Origin of the sequence: Streptomyces sp. NBC_00289, from assembly GCF_041435115.1 — a bacterium.
GTDB lineage: Bacteria > Actinomycetota > Actinomycetes > Streptomycetales > Streptomycetaceae > Streptomyces.
Map to the genome: position 1 here is coordinate 5,194,163 of NZ_CP108046.1, position 13,026 is coordinate 5,207,188.

The 13,026-nt window shown below is 68.1% G+C and carries 13 protein-coding genes; 9 read left to right on the forward strand and 4 right to left on the reverse strand.

Annotated features, from left to right (window positions below; genetic code table 11):
- The first annotated feature begins 238 nt into the window (after positions 1-238).
- From rpsF to rplI, 4 genes are all read left to right on the forward strand, one after another.
- Positions 239-529, forward strand: a complete 291-nt coding sequence (rpsF, locus tag OG985_RS23520) for a 30S ribosomal protein S6 (RefSeq protein WP_006604399.1) — start codon at positions 239-241, stop codon at positions 527-529.
- A gap of 79 nt (positions 530-608) precedes the next feature.
- On the forward strand, positions 609-1,223 hold the full coding sequence (locus tag OG985_RS23525; RefSeq protein ID WP_371670312.1) for a single-stranded DNA-binding protein: 615 nt from the start codon (positions 609-611) through the stop codon (positions 1,221-1,223).
- Between the two features lie 45 nt (positions 1,224-1,268).
- Entirely contained in the window at positions 1,269-1,505 is a 237-nt protein-coding gene (rpsR, locus tag OG985_RS23530) for a 30S ribosomal protein S18 (RefSeq protein ID WP_003949403.1), read from the forward strand.
- Between the two features lie 18 nt (positions 1,506-1,523).
- On the forward strand, positions 1,524-1,970 hold the full coding sequence (gene rplI / locus OG985_RS23535; protein ID WP_371670313.1) for a 50S ribosomal protein L9: 447 nt from the start codon (positions 1,524-1,526) through the stop codon (positions 1,968-1,970).
- 127 nt (positions 1,971-2,097) lie between these two features.
- On the opposite strand, the gene OG985_RS23540 is transcribed toward rplI, so the two are convergent.
- Complete coding sequence (locus OG985_RS23540; RefSeq protein ID WP_371670314.1) at positions 2,098-3,435, reverse strand: MATE family efflux transporter; 1,338 nt, start codon at positions 3,433-3,435, stop codon at positions 2,098-2,100.
- Between the two features lie 460 nt (positions 3,436-3,895).
- Here OG985_RS23540 and dnaB point away from each other — a divergent pair, with 460 nt between their 5' ends.
- Positions 3,896-5,374, forward strand: coding sequence for a replicative DNA helicase (gene dnaB, locus OG985_RS23545; protein WP_371670315.1), 1,479 nt, complete (start codon positions 3,896-3,898; stop codon positions 5,372-5,374).
- A gap of 61 nt (positions 5,375-5,435) precedes the next feature.
- Positions 5,436-6,821: a serine hydrolase domain-containing protein gene (locus tag OG985_RS23550; protein ID WP_371670316.1), complete on the forward strand. Its 1,386-nt coding sequence runs from the start codon at positions 5,436-5,438 to the stop codon at positions 6,819-6,821.
- Positions 6,822-6,900: 79 nt separating this feature from the next.
- Here OG985_RS23550 and OG985_RS23555 read toward each other — a convergent pair whose 3' ends face one another.
- Positions 6,901-7,353, reverse strand: a complete 453-nt coding sequence (locus OG985_RS23555; protein ID WP_371670317.1) for an N-acetyltransferase family protein — start codon at positions 7,351-7,353, stop codon at positions 6,901-6,903.
- A 40-nt stretch (positions 7,354-7,393) separates the two neighbouring features.
- Positions 7,394-7,858: a MarR family winged helix-turn-helix transcriptional regulator gene (locus tag OG985_RS23560; RefSeq protein WP_371670318.1), complete on the reverse strand. Its 465-nt coding sequence runs from the start codon at positions 7,856-7,858 to the stop codon at positions 7,394-7,396.
- Positions 7,859-7,998: 140 nt separating this feature from the next.
- Between OG985_RS23560 and OG985_RS23565 the strand changes: the two genes are divergently transcribed.
- A complete protein-coding gene (locus tag OG985_RS23565; protein WP_371670319.1) occupies positions 7,999-9,207 on the forward strand; it encodes an MFS transporter in 1,209 nt (402 codons plus the stop codon).
- A gap of 61 nt (positions 9,208-9,268) precedes the next feature.
- Here the strand turns inward: OG985_RS23565 and OG985_RS23570 are convergent, their stop codons facing one another.
- On the reverse strand, positions 9,269-10,135 hold the full coding sequence (locus OG985_RS23570) for a GNAT family N-acetyltransferase (protein WP_371670320.1): 867 nt from the start codon (positions 10,133-10,135) through the stop codon (positions 9,269-9,271).
- A gap of 194 nt (positions 10,136-10,329) precedes the next feature.
- On the opposite strand from OG985_RS23570, the gene OG985_RS23575 reads away from it, so the two are divergent.
- Together OG985_RS23575 and OG985_RS23580 are read left to right on the forward strand one after the other, a co-directional pair.
- Entirely contained in the window at positions 10,330-10,962 is a 633-nt protein-coding gene (locus OG985_RS23575; protein ID WP_371670321.1) for an HAD family hydrolase, read from the forward strand.
- Between the two features lie 411 nt (positions 10,963-11,373).
- Positions 11,374-13,023, forward strand: a complete 1,650-nt coding sequence (locus OG985_RS23580; RefSeq protein WP_371670322.1) for a globin domain-containing protein — start codon at positions 11,374-11,376, stop codon at positions 13,021-13,023.
- Positions 13,024-13,026: the final 3 nt, after the last annotated feature.

Sequence of the window (13,026 nt, forward strand, 5' to 3'; positions counted from 1 at the left end):
ATCGTAGCGCCATGCACACCCGATGTGTACAGACTGACGGTCCTGGGGGCCGGATTTCAACCGGAAGCGTGTGTGCGGGTACTCTGTACCCTCTGCACCGGTGTCTGCCCACGTCACGCCAGGGAGTCCTGCAAGGAACCCCCGATTGTCAGTGGCGGCCGATACCGTTGCGTACGCATCACAACCCTCCTGCCACGGAACGACCGTGGCCGCTGAGTCCAAAGGAGGTGGGTTCCACATGCGTCATTACGAGGTGATGGTCATCCTCGACCCCGATCTCGAGGAGCGCGCTGTCTCCCCGCTGATCGAGAACTTCCTCTCCGTCGTCCGTGAGGGCAACGGAAAGGTGGAGAAGGTCGACACCTGGGGCCGTCGTCGTCTCTCGTACGAGATCAAGAAGAAGCCTGAGGGCATCTACTCGGTCATCGACCTGCAGGCCGAGCCTGCGGTCGTCAAGGAGCTCGACCGCCAGATGAACCTGAACGAGTCGGTCCTCCGGACCAAGGTCCTCCGCCCCGAGACCCACTGAGCCTCCCGCTCAGCTGATCTCGGGATTCGAGTAGCAGCAGCACTAGCAGCCAGCAGCAAACCCGCCGAGAGGTTCCCCCATGGCAGGCGAGACCGTCATCACGGTCGTCGGCAATCTTGTCGACGACCCCGAGCTGCGCTTCACCCCCTCCGGTGCGGCGGTCGCGAAGTTCCGTGTCGCGTCCACTCCCCGCACCTTCGACCGTCAGACGAACGAGTGGAAGGACGGCGAAAGCCTCTTTCTGACCTGCTCGGTCTGGCGTCAGGCGGCGGAGAACGTCGCGGAGTCGCTCCAGCGAGGCATGCGCGTCATCGTGCAGGGCCGGCTGAAGCAGCGGTCCTACGAGGACCGTGAGGGTGTCAAGCGCACGGTCTATGAGCTTGACGTCGAGGAAGTTGGTGCCAGCCTGCGCAGCGCCACGGCCAAGGTCACCAAGACCGCCGGTCGCGGTGGGCAGGGTGGCTACGGCGGCGGTGGCGGCGGCGGCGCCCAGGGCGGCGGCGGTTGGGGCGGTGGCTCCGGCGGCAGCGGTCAGCAGGGCGGCGGCGGTGCTCCCGCCGACGACCCGTGGGCGACCGGCGGGGCTCCCGCCGGTGGCAACCAGGGCGGCGGCGGTGGCGGCGGCTGGGGTGGAAACTCCGGCGGCGGCAGCGGTGGCAGCGGCGGCGGCTACTCGGACGAGCCCCCCTTCTAGGGACGGGTTCGTACCCAAACTTCTTGATCACACAGGAGAAACACCATGGCGAAGCCGCCTGTGCGCAAGCCTAAGAAGAAGGTCTGCGCTTTCTGCAAGGACAAGGTCACGTACGTGGACTACAAGGACACGAACATGCTGCGGAAGTTCATTTCCGACCGCGGCAAGATCCGTGCCCGCCGCGTGACCGGCAACTGCACGCAGCATCAGCGTGACGTCGCCACGGCTGTCAAGAACAGCCGTGAGATGGCGCTGCTGCCCTACACCTCCACCGCGCGCTAAGGGAAGGGTGACCGACAAATGAAGATCATCCTCACCCACGAGGTCTCCGGCCTCGGTGCAGCGGGCGACGTCGTCGACGTCAAGGACGGTTACGCTCGCAACTACCTGATCCCGCGGAAGTTCGCTATCCGCTGGACCAAGGGCGGCGAGAAGGACGTCGAGCAGATTCGTCGTGCTCGCAAGATCCACGAGATCCAGACCATCGAGCAGGCCAACGCTGTGAAGGCCCAGCTCGAGGGCGTCAAGGTCCGTCTGGCTGTCCGCTCCGGCGACGCCGGTCGTCTCTTCGGTTCCGTCACCCCGGCCGACATCGCTTCCGCGATCAAGGCTTCCGGTGGCCCCGAGGTCGACAAGCGCCGTATCGAGCTGACCTCTCCGATCAAGACCCTGGGCGCCCACGAGACGTCCGTGCGTCTGCACCCCGAGGTCGCCGCCAAGGTGAACCTCGAGGTCGTCGCGGCCTGATCGTCGCGTTCGGCTCAACAGCTGCGAGAAGGGGCCACACCCACCCGGGTATGGCCCCTTCTTCGTGTCCGCAAGCGATCGGACGGCGACCGTGTTTCACGTGAAACGCCGGTTTCACGTGAAACGGTCAGCGTGTCGCGCCTGTCACGATCCACCGCCCCGATCGGGCACGCAGCCAGAGGGTCAGCATCCGCACGGTCATCATCAGCGTCATCGCACCCCAGAGCGCGGTGAGTCCACCACCGAGTACGGGGATGAGCAGGGCAACAGGCGTGAAGATCACCAGGGTGAGCACCATCGCCCAGGCCAGATACGGTCCATCGCCCGCGCCCATCAGGACGCCGTCCAGGACGAAGACGACTCCGCAGATCGGCTGGGAGAACGCCACCATGAGCAAGGCCGGCAGTGCGGCGCCCTTGACCACCGAGTCGCTGGTGAACAGGGGCAGGAAAAGTGGTCGGCTGACCACCACGAGCAGCGCGAGTACCACTCCTGCCGCGATGCCCCACTCCACCATCCGGCGACAGGCGGCACGTGCTCCCTGTGGATCGTCGGCTCCCAGGTAGCGCCCGATGATGGCCTGCCCGGCGATGGCGATGGCGTCCAGGGCGAAGGCGAGCAGGCTCCACAGGGACAGGATGATCTGGTGGGCGGCGATGTCGGCGTCTCCGAGACGGGCCGCGACAGCCGTGGCGATCATCAGGATGGCCCGCAGCGACAGTGTGCGGACCAACAGCGGTACGCCGGCTTGGGCGGAGGCCTTGATCCCGGCGGTGTTGGGACGCAGTGAGGCGCCGTGCTTGCGGGCCCCACGGACAACTACGGCCAGATAGACCAGGGCCATCCCGCACTGAGCGATGACGGTTCCCCAGGCGGAGCCCGCGATACCGAGGCCGGCGCCGTAGACGAGTCCTATGTTGAGGGCGCCGTTGGCGATGAAGCCTCCGACGGCCACGTAAAGCGGGGTCTTCGTGTCCTGGAGTCCGCGCAGAACGCCGGTCGCCGCCAGGACGACGAGCATCGCCGGGATGCCCAGGGCTGAGATCCTCAGGTAGGTGATCGCATACGGGGCGGCCGTGTCGGAGGCACCGAAGAGCTCTACGATGGACGGCGCTGTCGGGAGCACGATGGCGATGACCGCGGCGCCGATCAGCAGTGCCAGCCAGATGCCGTCCATGCCCTGGCGGATGGCGGCCCCGAGGTCGCCGGCCCCGAGGCGGCGGGCGACGGCTGCCGTGGTGGCGTAGGCGAGGAAGACGAAGACGCTGACGGCAGTCGTGAGGAGTGCCGAGGCGACGCCGAGTCCCGCTAGTTGGGCCGTGCCGAGATGGCCCACGATCGCGCTGTCGACCATGACGAAGAGGGGCTCGGCGACGAGTGCGCCGAAGGCCGGGACGGCCAATGCGACGATCTCTCGATCGTGTTGTCGCCGGGCGGCCCTGGAGGTCGCGGGAGCCTGTGTCATGAGCACCAATGTAATCGTCCACAGGTAAGAGATGCAATTGAGTTGGGACCCTTACTTGCCGTCCCCCGGCGCCCGTCGTCGCGCACCGTTCGAAGCGAACTTGGTCCGAGTGGGGAAGTTTTTCTTCTGCACAGCCAGTGGACGGGAAAGATGCAGGTCAGAGCGGGTTGCCTGACGGGAGCGAGGGCTTGTTCACAGGCCTGTCCACCGGGTCGTGCACAGGTTTTGGGGAGTTCTCCACAGCATCCGGGCCGTCGTCCACATGGCCTGTGGATAACCAGATTGGCTGACGGTGCCCGCGGGCCTAACGTGGTGCGGCACCCGCTCTGTCCGTCTGCCTTGGAAAACGTCACAAAACCGACGCGCCAGAACCGGAGTTGGGGCTCTCAGTTGTCAGTGGCGTGCCGTAGAACAGAGGGGCACGCCGAGGTCCGCTCGGCGGACGGGAGGAGGTGGCTCGGTGAGTATTTCCGAGCCCTTGGACGACCCGTGGGCCGACAGCGGTCCCAGTGATCGTCTGCCTGCCTCCCGACGCCGCGGTGAAGGCGGCCGGGGACGCGACGAGCAGCATGACCGCGGCCGGGAGAACGGGTCCTGGGACGGCGGTGGCTCGTCCTTCGAGCGCGTCCCACCACAGGACCTGGATGCCGAGCAGTCCGTGCTCGGCGGAATGCTGCTGTCCAAGGACGCCATCGCGGACGTCGTCGAGGTCCTCAAGGGCCACGACTTCTACAAGCCCGCACATGAGACGGTCTATCAGGCGATCCTCGACGTCTACGCCAAGGGCGAGCCCGCCGACCCCATCACGATCGCCGCGGAGCTCACCAAGCGCGGGGAGATCAACAAGGTCGGCGGCGCCTCGTATCTGCACACTCTCGTCCAGACCGTGCCAACGGCGGCGAACGCCGAGTACTACGCGGAGATCGTCCACGAGCGTGCGGTCCTGCGGCGTCTGGTCGAGGCCGGCACCCGCATCACGCAGATGGGGTACGCGGCGGACGACGACGTCGACGAGATCGTCAACCGGGCCCAGGCCGAGATCTACGCGGTCACCGAGCAGCGCACCAGCGAGGACTATCTGCCGCTCGGCGACATCATGGAGGGTGCGCTCGACGAGATCGAGGCGATCGGCTCACGCAGCGGGGAGATGACCGGTGTGCCCACGGGCTTCACCGACTTCGACTCGCTGACCAACGGCCTGCACCCGGGCCAGATGATCGTCATCGCCGCCCGTCCGGCCATGGGTAAGTCGACGCTCGCGCTGGACTTCGCTCGAGCCGCGTCCATCAAGAACAACCTGCCCAGCGTCATCTTCTCCCTCGAGATGGGCCGGAACGAGATCGCGATGCGTCTGCTGTCCGCCGAGGCCAGGGTCGCGCTGCACCACATGAGGTCGGGCACGATGACCGACGAGGACTGGACGCGACTGGCCCGCCGGATGCCGGACGTCTCGGCCGCCCCGCTCTTCATCGACGACTCTCCGAACCTGTCCATGATGGAGATCCGCGCCAAGTGCCGACGTCTCAAGCAGCGCAATGACATCAGGCTGGTCGTGATCGACTACCTGCAACTGATGCAGTCCGGCGGCTCCAAGCGCGCCGAGAACCGTCAGCAGGAGGTCTCGGACATGTCCCGGAACCTCAAGCTCCTGGCCAAGGAGCTGGAGGTTCCGGTGATCGCGCTCTCGCAGCTCAACCGTGGTCCCGAGCAGCGTACGGACAAGAAGCCGATGGTCTCCGACCTGCGTGAGTCCGGTTCGATCGAGCAGGATGCCGACATGGTCATCCTGCTGCACCGGGAGGACGCCTACGAGAAGGAGTCGCCCCGGGCCGGAGAGGCCGACCTGATCGTGGCCAAGCACCGAAACGGTCCGACGGCGACGATCACGGTCGCCTTCCAGGGTCACTACTCGCGGTTCGTGGACATGGCGCAGACCTGAGTCCGCCGCCCCGGGACAAATGGGCTCGACGGCGGAGTCCTCCAGGGGATGGACTGGGGGCATGACGACACCTCAGGAAGAGCTGCTCCCCGGTACCCGCCGGGCGCTGCTGCACCGCATCGCGGTGGCCCAGGCGGAAGGGCGCGCACCGTCGCTGGTGGCCGCGGTGGTACGGGACGGCCGCGCCGTGTGGCACGGGGCGCGGACCTCGGTGGAGGGCCACGGGCCGGACGAGAACGTGCAGTACCGGATCGGCTCGATCACCAAGACCTTTACCGCCGTGCTCGTCATGCGGCTGCGGGACGAGGGTGTGCTCGACCTCGGGGATCCGCTGGAGAAGCACGTGCCGGGCACCAGCACGGGGGAGGTGACCGTCGCGCAACTGCTGGCGCACACGAGCGGATTGGCGGCCGAGTCGCCCGCTCCGTGGTGGGAACGCAGTCCTGGGGCTCTGCGTCCTTCACTCGCCGACGTGCTGGGTGATCAGCCCTTCCGGCATCCGGTCGGCCGCCGCTTCCACTACTCGAACCCCGGCTACACGCTGCTGGGCGCGCTCGTCAAGAAGCTGCGGGGAGCTCCCTGGGAGGAGGTCCTGCGGGACGAGGTGCTCGATCCTCTGGGCCTTGATCGCACGGGCGTGCGTCCGCAGGCGCCTCACGCGGGCGGCTGGGCGGTCCACCCCTGGGCCGACGCGATGTTGTCCGAACCGGCTGAGGACCTCGGTCGAATGGCTCCGGCCGGTCAGCTCTGGTCGACGACCGGCGACCTGGCACGGTTCGCCGCGTTCCTGACGCGGGGGGACGACCGGGTGCTGCGTGCGCGGAGCGTTCAGGAGATGCGGACGCCCGCCGCGCCGGCCGAGGCCGCGGACGTCGTGGACGGTGCCACCTACGGGCTCGGGTTGCAGATCCAGCACCGGGACGGCCGGCTGCTCGTGGGGCACTCGGGTTCGCTGCCCGGCTTCCTGGCGAACCTCACCATCAGCGTGGCGGACGATGTCGCCGCGGTGGCGCTGGCCAACTGCACCTCGGGCCCGATGCTGTCGACCGTGGCCGCGGACCTCGTGCGGATCGTCGCCGAGGCGGAACCACGTATCCCGGACCCCTGGCGGCCCTTGGCCGAAGTCGATCCATCGGCGCTGGAGTTGACGGGCCAGTGGTACTGGGGGACGTACGGCTTCGCCCTGCGGTTGACGGCAGACGGGCTGGCTTCGCTCGAGCCCTTGGCCGGCAACGGCCGCCGCTCTCGCTTCCGTCCGAACGGTGACGGCACGTGGACGGGTCTGGAGGGCTACTACGCGGGAGAGCTCCTGAAGGCCGTACGACGTCCTGACGGGTCCGTGGACCATCTGGACCTCGGCTCCTTCGTGTTCACCCGTCAGCCGTACGACGAGGGGGCCTCTGTCCCGGGTGGAGTGGATCCCGAGGGGTGGCGGGGCTTCCGCTAGGACAGTCGCTGGGGGCGCCCGTGCCGTGAGTGCGGCCTGTTTCACGTGAAACAGGCCGCTTCGCCTGCTCGAACCGCGTTCACAGTTGGAGCTTGAAGCCGACGTGTGAGGCCGTGAAACCGAGCCGCTCGTAGAAACGGTGGGCGTCCGTGCGGGTGGCGTCGGAGGTCAGCTGCACCAACTGGCACCCCTGACGCCGGGACTCATCGACCGCCCACTCGATGAACAGGGTCCCCAGGCCGCTGCCGCGCTCGTCGGTATGGATGCGAACCCCCTCGATGACCGACCGGGTGGAGCCGCGACGCGACAGCCCCGGGATCACCGTGAGCTGGAGCGTACCGACGACGCGGCCCGCGCGGACGGCGACGACCAGGTGTTGGTTCGGGTCGGACGAGAGGCGCTCCAGTGCCGCCAGGTACGGCGTCAGATCGTCGGGGGACTCCCGCTGGGCTCCCAGGGGGTCGTTGGCGAGCATCGCCACGATCGCCGCGATGTCGTCCTTCGTGGCGGGCCGTATCTCAAGATCTCCCATGCCCGCACCCTACGTAGCCGACGTCCCGGAATGGTGCTTCTCACGCTGCCGCGGGAGCGTTGAGTGATTCCACGACTCGGACCAGTGGGGCGAGTTCCGGGCTCTTGGCCGCTTCGTCGAGTGCCTCGCGGAGGGCGGCGTCGTTGGTGGGCCGTGCCTGTTCAAGGAGCGCGAGGCCGGCGTCCGTGACGTCGGTGTAGATGCCGCGCCGGTCGGTGGGGCACAGGTACCGGGAGAGCAGGCCGCGGTCCTCGAGCCGGGTGACCAGTCGGGTGGTGGCGCTCTGGCTGAGGACAACCGCGTCGGCGACCTGCTTCATCTGTAGATGGCCCCCCTCGCCGTCGTGTTGGCGGCTGAGCACGTCGAGCAGGGAGTACTCGCGCACGCTCAGATCGTGGCCGCTCTGCAGTGCGCGCTCGATGTGGGCCTCGATCCTCCCGTGCAGGAGCGAGAGGGCGCACCAGCCCTGTGCGAGGGCGGTGAGCGCGGGGTCCGTGGCGGTCATGGGCGTTCCTCCGTCCAGGAGCGGCTTCCCCTCAGGATACGTCAACTCCGCGATAGTCGGCGTTTGCATATAGCCCGCGTGTGCAATTAACGTGAACGGTGCTTGACGAGCTTCTGCAATCTTCTGGAAGGTGCCTGCACATGCCGCTCGCGCTTCTGGCCCTCGCGATCGGGGCCTTCGGAATCGGGACGACCGAGTTCGTGATCATGGGTCTGCTGCCCGAGGTCGCCGGCGATTTCGGTGTCTCGATTCCCACCGCCGGCTTCCTGGTGACCGGCTACGCACTCGGCGTCATGCTCGGTGCTCCCCTGATGACCGTCCTCGGCACCAAGATCTCCCGTAAGCGGATGCTGATGCTGCTGATGGGCCTCTTCGTCGTCGGCAACCTGCTCTCCGCCCTGGCGCCGTCCTTCGCCGTCATGCTGATCGGCCGGGTCGTCGCCTCGCTCGCGCACGGTGCCTTCTTCGGTATCGGCTCGGTCGTCGCGGCAGACCTGGTCGCCCCGGACAAGAAGGCCGGGGCCATCGCGATGATGTTCACCGGACTGACCGTCGCCAACGTCGTCGGTGTCCCGCTCGGCACGCTCGTCGGGCAGTCGGTCGGCTGGCGGGTCACCTTCGGCCTCGTGGCCGGTCTGGGTGTCATCGGCCTGGTCGGCATAGCCAAGCTCGTCCCCGAGCTGCCCAGGCCACAGGGAGTGCGGCTGAGGCACGAACTGGCCGCGTTCAAGAACACTCAGGTCCTGCTCGCGATGGCGATGACCGTCCTCGGCTTCGGCGGAGTCTTCGCGGCCATCACCTACATATCGCCGATGATGACCCACGTCGCAGGCTTCGCCGACAGCTCCGTCACCTGGCTGCTGGTGCTCTTCGGCCTCGGCATGGTCGCCGGCAACCTCGTCGGCGGCAGGTTCGCCGACCGCGCCCTGATGCCTCTGCTGTACGTCTCCTTGGGGGCCCTGGCACTCGTACTGGCGCTCTTCACGCTCACCGCGCACCACAAGGCGGCGGCAGCCGTCACGATCACCCTCATCGGCGCCCTCGGGTTCGCCACCGTCCCGCCGCTTCAGAAGCGCGTACTCGACCAGGCGCACGGCGCGCCGACCCTGGCCTCGGCTGTGAACATCGGCGCCTTCAACCTCGGCAACGCGCTCTCCGCGTGGCTCGGCGGTCTCGTCATCGGGGCCGGCTTCGGATATACGGCTCCCAACTGGGTCGGCGCCGCCCTCGCCGTGGCCGCGCTGCTTCTCGCCTTCCTGTCGGCCGGCCTGGAGCGCCGTGACAACGTCCCCGCCACGGTCGTCGCGGACGCCTCGGTCGCCGAGCGGCGGGCCGCTGTCCACGGCTGAGCCGTAGCGCTCCCACCGGCGGTATCCAGCCGGGAACCGGCGTTCGCCGTACGGGGATGTCTCAGCCGGCTGCCACCGTCAACGGTGCGAACCGTCGGCTCCAGTCCCCGGGCAGCTCCGTGATGCCGTACGTCATGACCGCGTTGAAGGCGATGGACTCCAGACCACGCTGCTTGGCCCAGTCGAGCAGCTCTTCATGACGTACGTCGATATCGGTCCGCAGGGGGCGGTCGGTGCGGGCGGCGAGGGACGTGAGAAGCGCCTGCGCCGTCTCGGCGTCGTGGGCGATCAGCGGGCCCACGACATGGGTGTCCATGTTGGGCCAGGCAGCCGCGTATCCGATGATCCGCCCCTGTGCCTCGGCCACACGCAACTGGTCGGCAAAGGCGGGCAGACGGGTGACGATGTGTGTACGGTCGGCGCCGAACACCTCCTCGTCGAGCCGGAGGATCGAGGCGATGTCCTCGGCGGTGGCCGCACGCGTCACGACCTCGGGTTCCGGCCCACCGGGCCGAAAGCGGCCGTGCAGCATCTCGGCCCGTCCGATGACCTTGAAACCGAGCTCCTCGTAGAGCGGGCGCCCGTACGGTGTCGCGTGCAGAGTCAGGGGTGTCGGGCCCAGCTCGGAGACGACGTGACGCATCAGACGTCGGCCGACGCCCTGGCGAGCATGCCGTTCGGCGACCAGCACCATCCCGATGGCCCCGAGATCGGGGCGCTCCCGCGGCCCGTACTCCGTGACGACACAGGCGCTCACCAGGCCTCCGCCGGGGTCGTCGATGCCGTACCCCTTGCCGGCCGCGAGCAGGAGGCCCCACTTGTGCTCCTCGCGCGGCCACCCCCGGTCCTCGGACAAGTCGGCGCAGGCGGTGAGATCGCGAAGCGTCAGACGGCGGATGGGCAGAGCGGTGAGGGAGGGAGTCGGCACGCAGGTCAGGCTGTCGGACGGGCGCCCTCGGCGTCCACCTCTTTCCGACGGGACATACGAGCTTTTGGCCATGCGTGGCCAACCCCACAGCACGCGGCCAGACCTTGGGAGTTTCACGTGAAACATCGGCGAACGGCAGGCATCCGGCAATCTTCCGGGGGAGTGAGCGGCAGGTCCCACTAGCCTCTGGAAGCATGGCGAGACTTCATCTCTTCGACCTCGACGGCACATTGCTGCACGGAACCAGCGCGCCCGTGGAAATCTCGCGGCAGCTCGGACTGGAGGCAGAGACGCAGGCCCTCGACGAGGCTGTCCTGGCGGGGCTGATCACACCACCCCAGTACGCGACTCGGGTCCGTGAGCTCTGGACGGACCTCACGGAAGCCCATGTGACGGCGGCCTTCGAGAGTGCGCCCTGGTTGGCTCGTATTCGCGAGGTGTGGGCGGAGATCAGAGAGAGGGGCGACTACTGCGCGGTCGTGTCGCTCTCCCCGTCCTTCTTCGTGGAACGGCTGACCGGATGGGGTGCGCATGCCGCGTACGGATCACGGTTTCCCGCTGTTCCCTTCACCGAACCAGTGGACCCGTCCGGCGTCCTCAGCGCGGCGGCCAAGGTACTGATCGCCGACCGACTCTGTGCGGAGTTCGGCATACGGCGGGCCGACTGCGTTGCTTATGGCGACTCCTCGTCGGACAGGGAACTGTTCGGTGTGGTGCCGGTCTCCGTCGCGGTCAACGCGGACCGCCATCTGTCCGACGTCTCCACCCACTCCTACCGCGGCAAGGATCTGTGGGAAGCCTATGAATTGGTGCGCCACGCACGGTAGTTGAGCTATTCGCTGGGTTCACCCCCTTCTTCATTCAGGGTGAAGGAGGGGGTGGTTGTGGGCGGAGCGGTGGCCGGTATGGTCGACTCCGGTTCGCGGCGGGCGAGGAGTGCACATCCCGTGCGAACCGTGAACGAAGCAGTGCAGCCTGACGGGACGGAGAGATCGAAGGCCTGCGTTTTCGGTTGAACGACTGGGCATCCGGACCGGGTGGGACGATGCGGTGAGAGGACTGGGGCCAATGTCACACTCTCGCCTTACTTGTCCGTACGAAGCGCCAACGCACGTTGAATGTGGCCGTATCGGCCGGCGGCACCGAACGGAAAGGCAAGCCGTCTGCGGGGGAAGCAGGCACTCTCCGAACGCGGAGGTGCGCAGACCGACCGAAAGATGTTCGAGGCGAGGCACATCATGGACGCTCCGACCACCACGTCGGCCGACAACGGCACTTCAGGCGGTGCGGGCGGCTGGTTCACCCCACGCGTGCAGCCGGAGACGACGCACAGCAGCGGACAGGAGACCAACGAGGGCAGTCGTCTGGCGGCGCTGCGCCCCGTGGGCAGGACCGCGGCCGCCACTGGGACGAGTCCGGAGGGTGGAGGCGCTGCGCAGGCCTCCACCGCGGCCCGCGGAACCCCGCCCGCCCCCGCGTTCGACGATCGTCGAACGGACGCTGCCGTCACCGATCCCCACACCGTCCCCGCATTCACCGATCCCCGCACCGCGCTCGCACTCGGCCACCCCCAGGCCGCCCCGGCCGGCGCCGAGCCGGCCGCGCTACAGACGCCCCGGGCGTCGCCCCCCGCATCTGTGTCCACACCTGTCGAAGCACCGCTCACCCCCCACCGACTGCCTGCCCAACGGTCCGCCCCACCGATCCCGCCCGAGCCGAAGGTGCCCGCCCGCATCACCCGGGAACTTCCGGCCGAGCCCTCCCAGGACAGCGCCTCGCCGGATGCTGTCCTCATTCGCCGGACCATGGCCGAGGTCGCCCCCGTGGCCGACAAGGTCACCTCGTACTTCTACGCGTTGCTCTTCGTGCGCCACCCCGATCTGCGTTCGCTCTTTCCCGCCGCGATGGACACCCAACGGGACCGGCTTCTCAAGGCGCTGCTCACCGCGGCCGAGCACATCGACAACACCGAGGTGCTCGTCGCCTATCTGCAGAACCTGGGCCGGGGCCACCGCAAGTACGGCACCCGGGCCGAGCACTACCCGGCCGTCGGGGAGTGCCTGATCGGTGCGCTGAACAAGTACGCCTCGAGCGTCTGGAGCGCGGAGACGGAGGCGGCCTGGGTCCGGACGTACACGACGATCTCGCAGGTGATGATCGACGCCGCGGCCGTCAACGAACGCACCGCCCCGGCCTGGTGGTACGCGGAGGTCGTGGCGCACGAGCTGCGGACGCCGGACGTCGCGGTCGTCACCGTCCGCCCCGACCAGCCCTACCCCTTCCTCGCCGGTCAGTACGCGAGCGTGGAAACCCCCTGGTGGCCACGGATCTGGCGGCACTATTCCTTCGCCTCAGCGCCCCGCTCCGACGGTCTGCTGTCGTTCCACGTGAAGGCCGTCCCCGCGGGCTGGGTCTCCAACGCTCTGGTGCACCGCGCCCGGCTCGGCGACACCATCAGGCTGGGCCCGCCGAGCGGTTCCATGACCGTCGACCACACCACCGACAACGGGCTGCTCTGCCTGGGCGGCGGCACCGGCATAGCCCCGATCAAGGCGCTGGTCGAGGATGTCGCCGAGCACGGTGAGCGGCGGCCGGTCGAGGTGTTCTACGGCGCCCGTTCCGACCACGACCTGTACGACATGGACACCCTGCTCAGGCTCCAGCAGTCCCACCCCTGGCTATCGGTCCGCGCTGTCGTCGACCGGCAGGCGCAACTCCAGCTCCCGGACGCGATACGGGCGTACGGGCCGTGGCACGACTACGACGCCTATGTCTCGGGTCCGCCCGGAATGATCCGCAGCGGAGTGGATGCCCTGCGGGACATCGGCATCCCGGCACAACGCATACGGCACGACTCGGTGGAGGAGCTCGTCGCCGTCGGATCTTGACCC